The following is a 16,398-nucleotide window of genomic DNA, read 5'->3' as shown; positions in this document are numbered from 1 at the left end:
TGTATTCCATGATTAAAAACTTATTTTCAAATTTTAAAGGAGATCTCCTAGGAGGTATTACTGCTGGTATAGTTGCGTTGCCCTTGGCACTTGCCTTTGGTGTAAGCTCAGGCCTTGGCCCTACCGCTGGACTTTACGGCGCTATTTTCATCAGTTTTTTCGCAGCGCTTTTTGGTGGCACTGCTACACAAATTTCAGGGCCTACGGCTCCAATGACAGCTGTAAGCATGGTTATAATTGCCGGTATTATAGCCACTTTTGATGGTAGTATAGAAAAGGCTCTACCTGCCATTTTAACGGTGTTTTTATTGGCAGGCCTAATGCAGATTGCACTCGGAATGATTGGTATTGGCAAATATATAAGGTTTATTCCCTACCCTGTTGTATCTGGTTTTATGACTGCAATAGGTGTAATCATTCTTGTTACTCAGATACTCCCCGCTCTAGGCTATTACCCCAAAGAAGATATGTCATGGGTAACCCCCTTCAAACCTCAGGCAGAGGAGTTAATACTGGAAAACATACTTAAAGAAGAGGCAAACGAAGGTATATTGGTTCTTGAAAATTTTGAACAGACCATTGCTCGTTCTGGAGAGATTACGGAAACCACTATCATGGAAGAGGCTGGAACCTTAGCAGCCAAAGAAGCCTCAGGTGTTTTAGGAGCCCTTAAAGTGTTGCCAAAAGCTCTAAGCAATATCAACTGGTTGGAATTGGCTTTGGCATTAATCACCATTCTCATTATTTATGGTTTCAAGCGCATTACCACAACCGTACCAAGCACGTTGGTCGCCCTTTTATTAGTTTCCGGATCCGCGTACATCTTAGGGCTCGATTATCGTTCCATTGAAGAAATACCTCAGGGTTTTCCTATGCCTAATTTTGAAATCTTTACTGAATTTAAATTGTCTACGGTAACCCCATATATTTTTACTGCGTTGACCCTAGCGTTGCTTGGCGCTATAGACTCGCTATTAACCTCTGTAGTTGCAGATAATATGACCAAGACAAAACACAAGCCTAATAAAGAACTAATTGGTCAAGGTATCGGTAATAGTATCGCTGCTCTTTTCGGAGGTCTTCCTGGAGCTGGAGCTACCATACGCACTGTCGTCAATATCAATTCAGGAGGCAAGACACGTTTGTCTGGTATGTTCGCAAGCGTATTATTATTAGTTATACTCTTAGCCTTGGGGCCAATAGCCTCCCAAATTCCTGCTGCAGTATTGGCAGGTATTCTAATAACAGTGGGTATTTCGGTTATGGACTATAAAGGACTTAAGGCAATTCCTAACCTGCCAAAAGACATCAATATTGGACCTTTAAGGTTAAGCTCCGAAGTCATTATTATGATTGTAGTATTGGTGCTCTCTACATTTTGGAACCTTGTATATGCGGTGGGAATAGGTCTTATAATTGCCTCATTAATGTTTATGAAAAAAATGGGGGATTTGATGGCTTCAAGATCTGATGTAAAATCGTTAACCGACGAGAAAGTTTGGGCAGACGAAGCAAACTTTCCTTCTGCCTTAAAAGAAGAAGTATTTATCAAGCATATTAGGGGGCCATTGTTCTTTGGAACAACGGGTGATTTTCAGACTTTGACAGATCAAATTCCGAAAACGGCCTCCTATGCTGTAATACGCTTAGGCCGAATGCAATACATGGACCAATCGGGACTTTATGCGATGGAAGATGCGCTTCAAGAATTAAATAAAAATAATATTACGGTCCTTTTTGTAGACTTATTACCACAGCCGAGATATATGATGGAACGTATCGATATTATTCCCGATTTTATTCCTGAAGCTCATATTTTTGACACTTTCGAGAACTGCACCACTTGGATTAAGGACCATGTGAAAGACACTATCGAACTTTTAGACGCTTAAACAGTACATCAAAAATAAGACTGTCATCTTTTGAGGTATTAAAAAGAATGGGGGCGTATTAAATTCTAGGCGTTTTGAGCACCAAATGTTGTTAGCAAACAAAATAAAGGTTCCGTAAAATGTATTAAATTTGTACCATTAAATAAATCCATGATTAATACATTAAAAGAGCATATTGCAGAAGTCGAAAAGTTCTCTGCGGACACGAAAGAGGCTATTGAAACGTTTCGCATTAAATACCTAGGTAAAAAAGGATTATTAAATGATTTTTTTGCTGAGTTCAAAAATGTGCCCAACGCACAAAAGAAAGAATTTGGCCAAACCATAAATGAATTAAAACAAACCGCTACAGACAAGGTCAACGAACTAAAGAATGCCTTGGAAACCACATCCGAAGAAAAGGGCAACTATGGCGATCTTACAAGACCTGGGCACCCAATTGAATTAGGAGCTAGACATCCTATATCAATCGTAAAAAACCAAATTATTGAAATTTTTTCGCGCATAGGTTTCAATGTTTCAGAAGGTCCGGAAATCGAGGACGATTGGCATAATTTTACTGCCTTGAATTTACCGGAATACCACCCAGCTCGCGACATGCAAGATACTTTTTTCGTACAGACTGATCCAGACATTCTGTTGCGTACACATACTTCATCCGTTCAAGTGCGTTACATGGAAAATAACAAACCTCCAATTCGTACAATATCTCCGGGTAGAGTATACAGAAACGAGGCCATTTCTGCACGATCCCACTGCTTTTTTCATCAAGTAGAAGGATTATACATTGATAAGGATGTGTCCTTTGCAGATTTAAAACAAACCTTACAATACTTTACCACTGAGCTTTTTGGCAAGTCTAAGATTCGCCTAAGACCCTCCTACTTCCCATTTACCGAGCCTAGTGCAGAAGTAGATGTGTACTGGGGACTTGAAACAGAATCGGACTATAAAATGACAAAAGGCACTGGTTGGCTAGAAATTATGGGCTGCGGTATGGTAGATCCCAATGTGCTTAAAAATTGTGGTATAGATTCAGATGAATATTCTGGGTTTGCCTTTGGAATGGGAATAGATCGTATTGCATTGCTACTACATCAAATTTCCGATATACGTTTACTGAGCGAAAACGACATTAGATTCCTTGAACAATTTAAAAGCGCATTGTAAAGTTTATGCCAAACCTCCCGCATAGCTTAATATCCACATTTTTTTTATGAAAAAGGACATCGAAATATTCATTGCAAAAGATGTACATGTGGCATTGATACACGAATGGAACGAGGAGTTTTTGTGCAAAGAATGGAATGCTTATGTGCTAAACGATACAGATTCTCCCATAGAGATGGTAATGGCAGTTTCCAAAGGCTTTGATGATGAAAGAAAAACATCTACCATCCGCCATGCTCTTGGCGTTATTGCGTCAAAATCTTTTAAAAAAATAGAGGGAGTACAAGAAGATGTTCTTGCCCTTAATAACGAGTTTTTTGTTACATATTATGCTGGCAACAAACTATATGAAAAACGATTTCTCTTTGGTCGTGGTAGCGTAACCGCTGACGCTTTAAAAACCATACCCCTTATTGAAAAGGATGGTATTATAGCAAAATAGACATTATCCCATATATTCTATTAAACCTTTTGCGTAGCATATCTAAAAGTACAGGCCATTACTATCGTTCTTTTCCCTCCAACCATTTGTTTTATAATTATGTTAGACATCACTGTTTTACAGCACTATAATTAAATAATTTTTATTCACATTGTTAGTTCTATTAATGTATTCCATAATCTTTTGTTATGGAATACATTTCAGAATTAACGATTCAGCGATTACTTTTATGGGGTAATAACCCTTTAAGAGATTAGCTATGAGTCCATTCAAAAAATTAACCATACATGTAGAGTCAGAATCAGGGGAAATTCGGACAAGAGAAATAACTCCTTTAATAGAAAAAGTACTAACCGCAGCCGAGCAAGCGGCCTTAACTCCAGACGTTGTAATTCAAAGTTTAAAAGAAGGTAACCAAAGGTTTGTAGAAGGAGAACTTACCGCACGTGACCATACCAAACAAATACGGAAGACCGTAGATGGCCAGTTTCCGAAAGCGGTTATACTATCTTGTGTAGACAGTCGTGTACCGGTAGAAGATGTGTTTGATAAGGGTATTGGTGATATTTTTGTGGCTCGCGTTGCTGGTAATTTTGTAAACGAGGATATTTTAGGGAGTATGGAATTTGGATGCAAGGTGTCGGGTTCAAAAGTGATTTTAGTTTTAGGACATGAACACTGCGGCGCTATAAAAGCGGCGGTAGACAATATAAAAATTGGAAATATAACCGCTATGCTGTCTAAGATAAGACCTGCAGTAAAGTCTCTGAAGTATGATGGGGACAGGACTTCTAAGAACCCTGAATTTGTACACATGGCTTGCGAAAGCAATGTTAAGAAAACACTTATAGATATTAGAGCCAATAGTCCAATTTTAAAAGAGATGGAGAGCTTAGGAGAAATAAAAATTATTGGTGGCATCTATGATATGAATACAGGAGCGGTAGATTTTCTTTAAAAACAAACCTTTACCAACCCTAAACCCTGATTATGTTTAAAGATGTTTTTGATTTCAATAATATTAAAGGTGACGTTACTGGTGGTCTTGTTGCAGGTGTGGTGGCACTTCCATTAGCTTTGGCCTTTGGTGTTCAATCTGGACTAGGAGCCATTGCAGGACTGTATGGAGCTATTGCCGTGGGTATTTTAGCGGCAATTTTTGGTGGCACAGCAACACAAGCTAGTGGGCCTACTGGTCCAATGACCGTCGTATCAGCAGCGTTGGTGGCCAATGCCATTGAAGTGGCTGGTAGTTTACAGGATGCCATGGGTATCATACTGCTTAGTTTTTTTATTGGTGGAGCCTTACAGATTGTTTTTGGGTTGATAAATATTGCTGGGTATATTAAGTACTTTCCATACCCGGTAATCTCAGGTTTTATGAGTGGGGTTGGTTTGATTATTATTATACTTCAAATATGTCCATTTGTAGGTTTAGATTCTGCTAAATCTACCCTTAAAGTAATGGCAGACTTACCACGATTATTTAGTGATGTTAATTGGAAAGCGTTGGTTTTAGGAGGGATGACGGTAGTTATTTATTATTTATTTCCAAAAATAAACAAAGCAGTACCGAGTCCCTTGGTCGCATTGATTGCCGTTTCTGTTTTTGCCTATTTTATACAATGGGATGTTCCCATTATTGGTGAGATTCCTTCAGGATTGCCTTCATTGCAATTAGACGGTTTATTCACAATTGATCCTAGCGCTTACTTTCTAGTCTTAGAATATGGTATGGTACTCGCAGTTTTGGGGTCTATTGACTCCCTATTGACCTCTGTCATTGCTGATAACATGACCAAAACCAAGCACAATAGTAACCGTGAATTGATAGGCCAAGGAATTGGTAATATGGTCGCAGCTTTAATTGGCGGCATCCCAGGTGCGGGTGCAACAAAAGGGACGGTTGTAAATATAAACTCTGGTGGTAGAACCCGCTTATCCGGAACCTTACACGGTGCTTTTTTATTAACTATTTTATTAGGTTTGAGTTCTCTAGCAGCCTTTATTCCATTAGCTGTTTTAGCTGGAATTTTGATACCTATCGGGTTTAAAATTATTGACCTAAAAGGACTTCGCCATTTAAAGGTAGTCCCTCGGGCAGATGCAGCTGTTCTTATTTTAGTACTACTTTGGACTACTTTTGGAAGTTTGATTCAAGCAGTGGGTATTGGGGTAACCCTTGCCGCCCTCCTATTTATGAAGCGAGCCAGCGATATTGGCGAGGAAGGTATGCAAGCAGGTACTTTAGCAGGGTTTGATGGCGAAAAACCATGGGAAGATGAGCTTGACTTTTTTGAAAAGTTTAAAGACCAGATTTATATAAAACATTTATACGGTCCTTTGTTTTTTGGTTTTACTTCTCACTTTCAAAATCAAGTAAAAAACATTGATGAAGGTGTTAAAATACTTGTGATTCGAATGGACAGAGTACCTTACATAGATCAGTCAGGGGTATACGCATTAGAAAACGCGATTCTAGACTTAGCTTTAAAAAACATCAAAGTAGTAATTACGGGATTGCAAGAACAACCTAAAGACTTGTTAACGTCTATTGATATAATTCCAGATTTAGTTCCAGAAACTCAGGTTTTTCTTCATATAGAGGATAGCTTTAATTGGGTACGAACGCATTTAAAAGGTTTTGAATAAACAACCAAAAATCATTGTTTCATTCTACTATCAAGCTGATACAGTTATCTAGGATTCTTATTTTCTGTGCACCCTTTCGTAAAAATTACATCTAAACTACATGAGGGTAAGCCAATTATTAATATTGTTTTCGTTATTATTTCTTGCGAGTTGTAATGAAAAAACTGAAGAACAGGACGATTGCACCATAGTATCTTGCGCTGGACAAACACTAAGTATAGAGCTGGTAAATGCAGAAGGTGAGAACCTTATAACAAACGAAAGCTATAGTTTAGAAACTATAAAGGTTTTCACCGGTGAGACACAGGTAAATGACCCTGGTAACGGTACAGATACGAGTAGGAACAATAGCTATTTCTGGTGTTACAGGGACCATTGCCTACCACGTAATATTAAATACGTTCGAAACAGATACCTTGGTGTTGAACTTCAAAAAAAATAGTCTAGGAAGGGAATGCTGCAGACCAGCATATATTCTAGAGATTGCTACGTATAATGGAACTCCCATAGCAATAATTAGCTCAGACTCGGTACCGAAAAAAATAATTATAACAAAATAGTCTTCCAAGTAGTATAGGGTGTGTGGCTTAACTGAGAGTTGTAATACTTGATTTGCCCAGTTACTTCCTCTCCTAGCCATCCGGGCTTTTGAAATACTTCTTGTTCCGAACTTAGTTCAACTTCTGCTACCGTCAAACCCGAATTCAATCCCTGAAACTCATCCACTTCAAAAATATGATTGCCACAGAGAATCTCAAATCTGATTTTCTCCAAAATCCCTTTTTCACAAAGTTTAAGCAAGGCTTCGGCCTCTGGTACAGGGATTTCCTTTTCCCATTCAAATCTAGAAGTACCTGCAAGATTGGATTTTCCTTTTACCGTAATAAATCCTTTTTCACCTCTTATACGAATCCGCACCGTTCTATCTGGACTCGTGTTTAAAAATCCTTGCACGATCCTGGTCTTACCGGTAGCATCCGCCTTAAATTGGTTAGATAATGTTAAAAATTTACGTTCGATTTCAATCATTCTGTAAACTAGGTTTAGTTGTTATAAATTTACGATATGGAATCCAATTTTCCCTTGCGAAAAATAATTCATGTAGACATGGATGCCTTTTATGCCTCCGTAGAGCAGTTGGACAATCCTAAACTTAGAGGGAAACCAATTGCGGTAGGCGGAAGTTCCCAGCGTGGTGTTGTTGCCGCCGCAAGTTACGAAGCACGGAAATTTGGTGTGCGTAGTGCCATGAGCAGTGTTTTAGCCAAACGGAATTGCCCAGAACTTATTTTTGTAAAAGCACGATTTGATAGGTATAAAGAAATCTCACAAAAAATACGCTCCGTTTTCTTTGAATATACCGATTTAGTGGAACCCTTGTCCTTAGACGAAGCATATTTAGACGTAAGCACAAATAAAAAGGGTAACCCTTCTGCAACGTTAATAGCTAAGGAAATTCGGCAACGAATTTTAGAGGAAACTGGTCTAAATGCATCTGCCGGTATTTCCATAAATAAATTTATCGCCAAAGTTGCAAGCGATATCAACAAACCCAACGGACAAAAAACAGTTAATCCAGAGGAGGTACTCCAATTTTTAGCCGATTTAGAAATTAGAAAATTCTATGGCGTTGGGAAAGTTACTGCTGCCAAGATGTACCAACTCGGTATTTTTACTGGAAAGGATTTGAAAACAAAATCAGCCGATTTCTTAGGAGAACACTTTGGAAAGAGCGGCCACTACTATTTTAACGTGGTAAGAGGCATTCACACAAGCGAAGTAAAGCCTCATCGAATACCAAAATCTGTTGGTGCTGAACGTACTTTTAACGAGAATCTTAGTAGTGAGATTTTTATGTTGGAACGCTTAGACCAGATAGCAACGGAACTAGATCGACGCTTAAAGAAATCGGATATCGCTGGGAAGACCATTACACTAAAAATAAAGTATAGTGATTTTACACTGAATACTCGAAGCAAGACCTTGACCTATTTCATCTCGGATAAAGATCTTATTCTAGAAACGGCCAAGGAATTATTGTACCAAGAAGAACTTCAAAATTCCGTGCGCTTATTGGGTATTTCATTGGCTAATTTAAACACGGCTAAAAAAGAAAAGACAAAGACAGCGCAAGAAGCTATCTTGGTTCAATTAAAATTCGACTTTTAATAAATGAGGCATATTCCTATTAAGGTTGAGCAACTTTCCTAGCTTGAGTATTAATAAAATCTTTTTGATTGTAGTCAAAAGATTACAGATGACTTTGCATCTCTTTTATAGTGTGTAAATACTATCTGAGTTAATGGATAAAAGATTTTAACCTGTTTCCACTTCCTTAAATAAGACCGAAAAGTGAAGCTAGTTTACTTTCATGATACATACCAAAAGGGATGAATTAGGGCTTTTATTCATAGCTTTAGTTTGGGTTTTTGTTTACCCTTTATATTATTATAGGAAATTAAGTCCTATGAAGCATTAAACAAGACTGTTAATCCTTCCTATTAATTTGATACACATCACTAGTTTTTATAACTTTATTGTTATTTATTATGAAAAAGAATTTGATACCGCTTAAAGCTTATGGATATTAAAGACTACGATGATGCCGTACGAAAGTTTTACAAAAAATTAAAAATTACTCAACTACCCGTATCTTCCTGGGATTTTTATGCTGTTAATTTTGACAAAGTCTGCGATGCATCCAATGATATAACCTTTCTTTCTAAACTTGCAAAGGAAAATTCGTGGGAATTCGACAATAATATATTCGAACAGGAGCTGCAGGAAAAGGAACATATAATAGTAGTTACAGATGCTAAACTTAATATCGTTTACGCTACAAATAATATTTGGCAAATGAACGGTTACAGACCAGAACAGATTATAGGCAATAAACCAAAAATGTTCCAAGGTGAAAAAACTTGTAAAAAATCGTTAAAACTCATCTCCACAGCTATTAAAGAAGAAAAATCATTTGAAACGATAGTAACTAATTACAAGCAGGATGGTTCAACGTATAACTGTTGGATTCATGGCCAACCGATATTCGACAAAAAAGGTAAGCTAATTAATTTCATAGCCTTTGAACGCGAAGTGGCGTAGTGCTCATAAGTTAGATAAAATAGAAAAACCCGCAATATGCGGGTTTTTCTATTTTATCTAACTATGGGATTAAAAATTACAACTTTCTATTTCGGTGACACGTAAAGTATTTACCATACCCTTATCCTTCATGGGCATAGCAGCCAAACTAACGAGCATATCCCCAACTTCCAAAAACCCTTTTTTGCAGGCCAATTTATTTACATCATCTATAGTTTCATCAGTAGAAACATACTTGTCATAATAGAATGCCTTTACGCCCCATAATAAATTCAGTTGCGTAAGTATACGTTTGTTAGAGGTAAAAACCAATATATGTGCACTTGGTCTCCAAGCAGATATTTGAAAGGCTGTATATCCACTATTAGTCAACGTAGAGATGGCTTTCGCTTTTATCTCGTTTGCCATTAACGCAGCGTGGTAACAAACAGATTTTGTGATAAAACGTTTGGTTCTAATATGCGGAGGTTCGTGAGGAACTTTTATCAATTCACTACCCTCTACGCTTCTTAAAATACTAGTCATCTTTTCGATAACCTCCACTGGATAATTACCTACGGATGTTTCTCCGGAAAGCATTACAGCATCAGCACCGTCCATTACTGAGTTGGCTACATCGTTTACCTCTGCCCTTGTTGGCGTAAGACTGGTAATCATGGTCTCCATCATTTGGGTAGCAATGATTACTGGTATTCTTGCCTTTTTGGCTCGCAACACTAGTTGCTTTTGAATCAATGGAACTTCATGTGCAGGAACCTCAACACCCAAATCTCCACGTGCAACCATTAAACCGTCACAATAAGCAACGATTTTATCTATATTCTCAACTGCTTCTGGCTTTTCGATTTTTGCTATAATCGGAATTTTATGCTTGGAATGTTTACTGATAATATTTTGTAAATCGATAAGGTCTTGAGCAAATCGCACAAAGGAAAGCGCAATCCAATCTACCTCAAGCGAAACTGCAAATTCCGCATCTTTAATATCTTTTTCTGTAAGTGCAGGAAGCGATATATTGGTATTGGGAAGGTTTACACCTTTCTTGGATTTTAAGGGGCCTCCTTGTATCACTTTTGCCTTAACCTCAGTCTCACCATTGGTAGCAACGACCTCGAACATTAATTTTCCGTCATCCAAAAGGATACGTTCCCCAGGTTTAACATCCCTAGGAAACTGCTTGTAGTTCATATACACTCGCTCCGCATTGCCCTCAAAAGGCTTACCCGTAACGAAAGTAATCTCATCTCCAGGGCTTACTACAACTTCACCTGCCATAACGCCTACACGTAACTTAGGTCCCTGTAAATCTGCAAGTATAGAGGTGTTCATTTCCAATTCTTCATTCAACTCACGAATCATTGCAACGCGCTCCTTTACGTCTGCATAGTCTGCATGTGAAAAGTTGATTCTGAAGACATCCACTCCAGCTAACATCATGCTTCTAAGCACCTCTTTTTTACTTGTGGCCGGCCCTAAAGTGGCTACTATTTTTGTTTTTTTATTAGTTGGCATACTTAGAATATTAAGTTTTTCTTTGATTTTAATTTATCTGTTTCTACCGAATAAGCCGTAATTACCTTTGGCATTTTCGTTAGAATTTTCACTATTACATCACTTTTCAGACCTTCTTCCTCCTCTATTTTTAGAAAATAATCTACCTCCTTATATTCTGGGACCAAGCGAGGTCTATTATAAGTTGTTTCGTTCTGAAATAAGTCATTATTTACTAGTAACTCTTGTTTTGTGCTATGATTTGCAATAAGAACCCAATACCTGTCATGGAATTGATCTACCCAATCAAACCAGGGAAAGGAACTTTTTTCCGATAGGTCAAAATCGTTATTGGACCTTTTAAACTTTGCTTTAAGGGCTTGGTTTAGATGATATACAATCGCATAATCCTCCATGGCGCTATGAATTGCAATCAAAAGAAATGAATCATCATAAAAATCTTCGTTTATTTTGTAGACTGCTGCCATAGTTAAAACAAGACGTAAATATAGAACTATTCACCAATAAAGCCTAAAAACAAAAGCCCTAAAGAGGTATTATAGTTTACGAAAACGTTAGCATATTGTTATAAGAGAAGTATTTACTTCTTCATCTTGTCTTGAAGTGCAAAAAAAGCCCTTTTAGAAGCACGTTCTTCTGCCTTCTTTTTAGATGTAGCCCTTGCTTTTGCCACAACGTCACCACCTATTGATAATTTAACTGCAAAATGTTTCAATGAATCGTTACCTGTATCTTCGTAAACATTGTATTTAAAAGTCTTTTTTTGTTTTTGGCACCATTCTATAACCAAACTTTTATAACTGATAACCCTGCCTTCTAACTGTTCTATATCTACATAAGGCTCAATGACTCTTTTTTTTATAAATTTCTCGCAGTATGGATAGCCCCTGTCCAAGTATATGGCTCCTACCAAAGCTTCAAATACGTTACCATGGATGTTCTCCCCAAAATGAGATTTAGGAATCCTACTCTCAACTAATTCAATCAATTTTAGGTCTTTCCCTAGCTCGTTTAAATGTTCTCTACTTACTACTTTGGAACGCATTTTTGTGAGATAGCCTTCGTCACCGTTAGGCACTTCGCTATATAGGTGTTTGGAAATAATGGTGCCTAACATAGAGTCGCCTAAAAACTCCAAGCGCTCATAATTCATAGGGTTGCCCTCCTCATCCCTTTTGTTCATAGACCTATGAAGAAAGGCTTTTTTGTAATATTCTAAGTTTTTAGGCTTAAAACTAAGTATTCGGGTAATTCCTAAAAAAAAACCCCCATCCTCTTTCGGATGGGAAGTGAATATATTTTTAGGGAATTCCATTACCTGTTTTACTTTAGTTTCTTAAAGACGACACAAGCATTATGTCCTCCAAAACCAAAGGTATTACTCATCGCAACGTTAATCTCTCTTTTTTGTGCCTTGTTTAAGGTTAGGTTTAGACTAGGATCAATATTTTCATCTACCGTGGTGTGATTAATCGTAGGGGGCACAATACCATGTTCCATAGACAATATCGACGCAATGGCCTCAATGGCTCCTGCGGCTCCTAATAAATGTCCTGTCATGGATTTTGTAGAATTTATATTTATGTTCTTGGCGTGTTCCCCAAAAACTTCTGAAATAGCTTTCAATTCTGCTACATCTCCCAAAAGGGTAGACGTACCATGTGTGTTTATGGCATCAACATCTTCTATTTCCATTCCGGCGTCTCGCAAACAATTCTGCATTACTCTAACCACGCCAATACCGTCTGGATGGGGGGCTGTCATGTGATATGCGTCACTTGAAAGGCCACCACCAGCCACCTCGGCATATATTTTTGCTCCCCTTGCCTTTGCATGTTCGTATTCTTCAAGAATCAATGCTCCAGCTCCTTCACCAAGTACAAAGCCGTCTCTAGTAGCATCAAATGGTCTCGAAGCCGTTTCTGGACTATCATTTCTGGTAGATAAAGCGTGCATTGCTCCAAAGCCGCCCATACCTGCAATCGTCACTGCTGCTTCGCTACCGCCGGTAACAATGACATCGCAATGTCCTAAACGTATGTAGTTAAGTGCATCTATCATAGCATTTGCCGCAGATGCACAGGCAGACACCGTAGTATAGTTAGGCCCCATGAAACCATGTTTTATAGAAATATTACCTGGTGCGATATCCGCTATCATTTTAGGAATAAAGAACGGATTAAAACGTGGTGTACCATCACCAGCTGCAAAATTCAACACCTCGTTCTGAAAAGTTTCGAGTCCGCCTATACCAGCGCCCCAAATAACCCCAACTCGAAATTTATCAATTTTATCCAAATCCAGTTTGGAATCTAAGATGGCCTCATCAGAAGAAATAAGGGCATATTGCGCAAACTTATCCAGCTTACGACCTTCCTTTCTTTCAAAATGGTCCTCTATATTGTAATTTTTGAGTTCACAGGCAAATTTAACCTTGAATTTTTCGGCATCATAATGTGTAATAGGAGCAGAGCCACTTTTACCGCTCACAAGACCGTTCCAATACTCCTCAATATTATTACCAATTGGGGTAAGTGCCCCTAATCCGGTAACCACAACTCGCTTTAATTGCATTGAACTTTATTTTTGTTTAAACTATAAATCAATGTAAATTAAAAAAAATTATCCATGCGGAGCATTTACCACATGGATAATTTTAAATTCTATCTAAGAGAAATCATAAATTACTTCGCTTCTTCTATATAGCTAATTGCTTGGCCAACTGTCGCGATGTTCTCAGCTTGATCATCTGGGATTTGAATATCAAATTCCTTTTCGAACTCCATGATTAACTCAACAGTATCCAAAGAATCTGCCCCTAAATCGTTAGTAAAGCTAGCTTCAGTTACCACTTCGTTTTCATCAACTCCTAACTTATCAACGATGATAGCTTTAACTCTTGATGCAATGTCTGACATAATAATATTGGTTTTAAAAATTTAAATTGATGGCAAAAATAAAAAACTTTGGTTTAATAACACCTTTTGTCGTTAAAATGTGAGGGAATTTAATCAAATTAAATACAAGAGTGGTAATTTTACAGTATTAAATATTTTGTTTTGGTAAGGTTTGCGCTTTAAAAAAAATAATTGAATAACAGATATTTACTAATTAAATGGTGGGTTCTCAATTCTTTTACTCTGTTCTTTTTGCTTGGCTATTGCTAAAAAACTGTATGTCATTATACTAAATCCTTTTCTTTTGAAACCCAAACAAATTGTATTACTTGCCTCTGGTTCCGGTTCCAATGTGGAAAATATAGCTACGTATTTTGAGCGCGACCCAAACATTACCATCGCCGCTGTACTCACTAACAAGAGGGATGCTAAAGTCTTAGATAGGTGTAATAGACTAAAAATAAATGCATTGTACTTTAATAGACAAGCCTTCTCTGAAAGTAGTTGTGTTCTAAACATCCTAAAGTCATTAGAACCAGACTTGATTATATTAGCGGGCTTTCTTTGGAAGATTCCACAAAACTTAGTAGATGCCTTTCCCAAACAAATTATAAACATACACCCAGCGCTACTGCCAAACTATGGCGGAAAAGGAATGTACGGTATTAACGTTCACAAAGCAGTTAAAGCTAATAAGGATGACGAAACAGGAATTACTATACACTTTGTGAATCAAAACTATGATGAAGGCGCAATTATTCATCAGACCAAAACAATTGTGCTACCGGAAGATTCGGTTGAGCAAATAGCGAAAAAAGTACATGAACTTGAGTATCAACATTTTCCTAGAGTAATCGAAAAATTGTTAACTAAATAAAGCTCTATAAAAAAAGATATTAGCAGGAACTCAGTTGAAGACCGTCTTCGTTATGAGGTCATTCGACTTTATTTTCTGCTAAGCTTAGCCGAAACACAAAATTTGACAGGTTAGATAATGGCAAAAAAAAGTAAATTTTATGTAGTTTGGCAAGGCAAACAACCGGGCATACATAAAACATGGATTGCTTGTAAAAAGGCGATAGAAGGCTACAAAGGTGCAGAATATAAATCTTTTGAGAACTTTACCTTAGCACAGAAAGCTTTTAATGGAAATTATGCTGATTTTAAAGGAAAGAAAAAGGGAGAATCACTCCTCTCGTCACAAGAATTATTGAAAATTGGGCAGCCCAACTACCACTCTATTTCCGTGGATGCCGCTTCAAGCGGAAACCCTGGCATAATGGAATACCAAGGGGTTGACACCGAAACAGGTAAAAAATTATTTAAACAAGGACCTTTTCCACAAGGTACTAACAATATTGGGGAGTTTTTGGCCATCGTACACGGACTTGCCTTTTTGAAAGAGCGCAACAGTGACCGTATTATCTACACAGATTCTCGTACCGCCATGAGCTGGGTTCGGAAAAAAAATTGTAATACCAGATTACCAGAAACAGCTAAGAATAAAGACTTATTCGATTTGATAGGGCGTGCCGTAGACTGGTTAAAGAAGAACCAATATAGCACACCAATTACAAAATGGGAGACGAAAGCATGGGGTGAAGTACCTGCAGATTTTGGGAGAAAGTAGAAAGATTTTAAGCGCTTTCAGAAAAATTAAATTTAATCCTGTTTTTAGGGTACTACAGATTGCTACTGAACAACAGCCTTACTATATTGATAACTATTCCTCCTGTCTCAAAAAACCAGTATGCAATAGGCAATGAAAACTGTATATTTGCAACCAAATTTCAATAGTATATGGGTAAGTTGGTGATTGTGGGTACCGTGGCTTTTGATGAAATTGAAACGCCGTTTGGAAAAACGGATAAAATACTGGGCGGCGCAGCCACCTTTATAAGTTTAGCCGCTTCGCAGTTTGATGTAGATTCTGCCATTGTTTCCGTAGTAGGTGAAGATTTTCCAAAGGAATATCTGAATATTCTTAGCGATAAAAACATCAATATTTCTCAACTGGAAATCGTTAAAGGTGGAAAGACCTTTTACTGGAAAGGCAAATATCACAACGACCTAAACTCACGAGATACCCTAGTAACAGAATTGAACACCTTGGCAGATTTCAATCCTGTTGTTCCTAGCGACTACTCGGGTGCAGAAGTGGTGATGTTAGGAAATTTGCATCCCGGCGTTCAGCTAAGTGTAATTAATCAGATGGAAAAACGACCAAAACTCATCGTATTGGATACTATGAATTTTTGGATGGATAATGCCTTAGACGCTTTGCTTGAGACCATAAAACATATAGATGTAATTACCATAAACGATGAGGAAGCACGCCAACTTACTGGAGAATATTCCTTGGTGAAAGCAGCACATAAAATTTATGGTATGGGACCAAAATACGTAGTCATTAAAAAAGGGGAGCATGGCGCTTTATTGTTCCATGAGGAGCAAATTTTCTTTGCCCCTGCACTACCATTAGAGGAGGTTTTTGACCCTACGGGTGCAGGAGATACATTCGCAGGAGGATTTTCAGGTTTTCTAGCAGCTACTGGCGACATCTCTTTTGAGAACATGAAGAAAGCAGTTATCCATGGGTCCAATTTGGCATCGTTCTGTGTAGAACGTTTTGGAACCGAACGCATGGTGAATTTGGATAAGAAAGAAGTAAATAAGAGACTACACCAGTTTAAAACGTTAACACAGTTTGAAATTGAATTACAATAATAAT

At 37.8% G+C, this 16,398-nt stretch carries 17 protein-coding genes; 11 read left to right on the top strand and 6 right to left on the bottom strand.

Features of this window, described 5'->3' with window-relative positions; translation table 11 throughout:
- The first annotated feature begins 11 nt into the window (after window positions 1-11).
- The 6 genes from Q360_RS0108645 (at window position 12) to Q360_RS25735 (ending at window position 6,716) form a co-directional block, all read left to right on the top strand.
- Entirely contained in the window at window positions 12-1,892 is a 1,881-nt protein-coding gene (locus Q360_RS0108645) for a SulP family inorganic anion transporter (RefSeq protein WP_027076730.1), read from the top strand.
- 150 nt (window positions 1,893-2,042) lie between these two features.
- Window positions 2,043-3,062 (top strand): phenylalanine--tRNA ligase subunit alpha, encoded by a 1,020-nt coding sequence (gene pheS, locus Q360_RS0108635; protein WP_027076729.1) that lies wholly within the window; start codon window positions 2,043-2,045, stop codon window positions 3,060-3,062.
- A gap of 46 nt (window positions 3,063-3,108) precedes the next feature.
- Window positions 3,109-3,504, top strand: a complete 396-nt coding sequence (locus tag Q360_RS0108630) for a hypothetical protein (RefSeq protein WP_027076728.1) — start codon at window positions 3,109-3,111, stop codon at window positions 3,502-3,504.
- Window positions 3,505-3,763: 259 nt separating this feature from the next.
- Window positions 3,764-4,462 (top strand): carbonic anhydrase family protein, encoded by a 699-nt coding sequence (locus tag Q360_RS22840; protein WP_084273400.1) that lies wholly within the window; start codon window positions 3,764-3,766, stop codon window positions 4,460-4,462.
- Window positions 4,463-4,494: 32 nt separating this feature from the next.
- Window positions 4,495-6,156, top strand: a complete 1,662-nt coding sequence (locus tag Q360_RS0108620) for a SulP family inorganic anion transporter (RefSeq protein ID WP_027076727.1) — start codon at window positions 4,495-4,497, stop codon at window positions 6,154-6,156.
- 311 nt (window positions 6,157-6,467) lie between these two features.
- Window positions 6,468-6,716 (top strand): hypothetical protein, encoded by a 249-nt coding sequence (locus Q360_RS25735; RefSeq protein WP_156950063.1) that lies wholly within the window; start codon window positions 6,468-6,470, stop codon window positions 6,714-6,716.
- On the opposite strand, the gene Q360_RS0108610 is transcribed toward Q360_RS25735, so the two are convergent.
- Window positions 6,703-7,185 (bottom strand): CYTH domain-containing protein, encoded by a 483-nt coding sequence (locus tag Q360_RS0108610; RefSeq protein WP_027076725.1) that lies wholly within the window; start codon window positions 7,183-7,185, stop codon window positions 6,703-6,705. The two genes, Q360_RS25735 and Q360_RS0108610, sit on opposite strands and share 14 nt — an antisense overlap.
- Window positions 7,186-7,221: 36 nt before the next feature.
- Here Q360_RS0108610 and dinB point away from each other — a divergent pair, with 36 nt between their 5' ends.
- A complete protein-coding gene (gene dinB, locus Q360_RS0108605; protein ID WP_027076724.1) occupies window positions 7,222-8,325 on the top strand; it encodes a DNA polymerase IV in 1,104 nt (367 codons plus the stop codon).
- Window positions 8,326-8,736: 411 nt separating this feature from the next.
- Window positions 8,737-9,258: a PAS domain-containing protein gene (locus Q360_RS0108600; RefSeq protein WP_027076723.1), complete on the top strand. Its 522-nt coding sequence runs from the start codon at window positions 8,737-8,739 to the stop codon at window positions 9,256-9,258.
- A 69-nt stretch (window positions 9,259-9,327) separates the two neighbouring features.
- Here Q360_RS0108600 and pyk read toward each other — a convergent pair whose 3' ends face one another.
- The 5 genes from pyk to Q360_RS0108575 form a co-directional block, all read right to left on the bottom strand.
- The gene (pyk, locus tag Q360_RS0108595; protein ID WP_027076722.1) at window positions 9,328-10,770 is read right to left on the bottom strand and encodes a pyruvate kinase; all 1,443 of its coding nucleotides are present in this window, start codon (window positions 10,768-10,770) and stop codon (window positions 9,328-9,330) included.
- 2 nt (window positions 10,771-10,772) lie between these two features.
- Entirely contained in the window at window positions 10,773-11,237 is a 465-nt protein-coding gene (locus Q360_RS0108590; RefSeq protein ID WP_027076721.1) for an IPExxxVDY family protein, read from the bottom strand.
- 113 nt (window positions 11,238-11,350) lie between these two features.
- Window positions 11,351-12,085, bottom strand: coding sequence for a ribonuclease III (gene rnc, locus Q360_RS0108585; RefSeq protein WP_027076720.1), 735 nt, complete (start codon window positions 12,083-12,085; stop codon window positions 11,351-11,353).
- 8 nt (window positions 12,086-12,093) lie between these two features.
- Window positions 12,094-13,344 carry a beta-ketoacyl-ACP synthase II gene (gene fabF, locus Q360_RS0108580; RefSeq protein ID WP_027076719.1) on the bottom strand — a complete coding sequence of 417 codons (1,251 nt, stop codon included), beginning with the start codon at window positions 13,342-13,344 and terminating at the stop codon, window positions 12,094-12,096.
- 110 nt (window positions 13,345-13,454) lie between these two features.
- The gene (locus tag Q360_RS0108575) at window positions 13,455-13,688 is read right to left on the bottom strand and encodes an acyl carrier protein (RefSeq protein WP_008269813.1); all 234 of its coding nucleotides are present in this window, start codon (window positions 13,686-13,688) and stop codon (window positions 13,455-13,457) included.
- Between the two features lie 283 nt (window positions 13,689-13,971).
- Here Q360_RS0108575 and purN point away from each other — a divergent pair, with 283 nt between their 5' ends.
- The 3 genes from purN (at window position 13,972) to Q360_RS0108560 (ending at window position 16,394) form a co-directional block, all read left to right on the top strand.
- A complete protein-coding gene (gene purN, locus Q360_RS0108570) occupies window positions 13,972-14,544 on the top strand; it encodes a phosphoribosylglycinamide formyltransferase (protein WP_036195579.1) in 573 nt (190 codons plus the stop codon).
- A 117-nt stretch (window positions 14,545-14,661) separates the two neighbouring features.
- The gene (locus Q360_RS0108565; RefSeq protein ID WP_027076717.1) at window positions 14,662-15,297 is read left to right on the top strand and encodes a ribonuclease H1 domain-containing protein; all 636 of its coding nucleotides are present in this window, start codon (window positions 14,662-14,664) and stop codon (window positions 15,295-15,297) included.
- A gap of 170 nt (window positions 15,298-15,467) precedes the next feature.
- Window positions 15,468-16,394, top strand: a complete 927-nt coding sequence (locus Q360_RS0108560; RefSeq protein WP_027076716.1) for a PfkB family carbohydrate kinase — start codon at window positions 15,468-15,470, stop codon at window positions 16,392-16,394.
- Window positions 16,395-16,398 lie beyond the last annotated feature (4 nt).

The sequence above is a fragment of the Maribacter antarcticus DSM 21422 genome (genome assembly GCF_000621125.1).
GTDB lineage: Bacteria > Bacteroidota > Bacteroidia > Flavobacteriales > Flavobacteriaceae > Maribacter > Maribacter antarcticus.
This window is presented reverse-complemented; position numbering and strand designations above follow the sequence as displayed.

Bases quoted from the DNA above. Each gene is read 5' to 3' on its own strand.
- pheS (WP_027076729.1), top strand. From the start codon at position 2,043: ATGATTAATACATTAAAAGAGCATATTGCAGAAGTCGAAAAGTTCTCT.
- Q360_RS0108630 (WP_027076728.1), top strand. From the start codon at position 3,109: ATGAAAAAGGACATCGAAATATTCATTGCAAAAGATGTACATGTGGCA.
- Q360_RS22840 (WP_084273400.1), top strand. From the start codon at position 3,764: ATGAGTCCATTCAAAAAATTAACCATACATGTAGAGTCAGAATCAGGG.
- Q360_RS0108620 (WP_027076727.1), top strand. From the start codon at position 4,495: ATGTTTAAAGATGTTTTTGATTTCAATAATATTAAAGGTGACGTTACT.
- Q360_RS25735 (WP_156950063.1), top strand. From the start codon at position 6,468: ATGACCCTGGTAACGGTACAGATACGAGTAGGAACAATAGCTATTTCT.
- Q360_RS0108610 (WP_027076725.1), bottom strand. From the start codon at position 7,185: ATGATTGAAATCGAACGTAAATTTTTAACATTATCTAACCAATTTAAG.
- dinB (WP_027076724.1), top strand. From the start codon at position 7,222: ATGGAATCCAATTTTCCCTTGCGAAAAATAATTCATGTAGACATGGAT.
- Q360_RS0108600 (WP_027076723.1), top strand. From the start codon at position 8,737: ATGGATATTAAAGACTACGATGATGCCGTACGAAAGTTTTACAAAAAA.
- pyk (WP_027076722.1), bottom strand. From the start codon at position 10,770: ATGCCAACTAATAAAAAAACAAAAATAGTAGCCACTTTAGGGCCGGCC.
- Q360_RS0108590 (WP_027076721.1), bottom strand. From the start codon at position 11,237: ATGGCAGCAGTCTACAAAATAAACGAAGATTTTTATGATGATTCATTT.
- rnc (WP_027076720.1), bottom strand. From the start codon at position 12,085: ATGGAATTCCCTAAAAATATATTCACTTCCCATCCGAAAGAGGATGGG.
- fabF (WP_027076719.1), bottom strand. From the start codon at position 13,344: ATGCAATTAAAGCGAGTTGTGGTTACCGGATTAGGGGCACTTACCCCA.
- Q360_RS0108575 (WP_008269813.1), bottom strand. From the start codon at position 13,688: ATGTCAGACATTGCATCAAGAGTTAAAGCTATCATCGTTGATAAGTTA.
- Q360_RS0108565 (WP_027076717.1), top strand. From the start codon at position 14,662: ATGGCAAAAAAAAGTAAATTTTATGTAGTTTGGCAAGGCAAACAACCG.
- Q360_RS0108560 (WP_027076716.1), top strand. From the start codon at position 15,468: ATGGGTAAGTTGGTGATTGTGGGTACCGTGGCTTTTGATGAAATTGAA.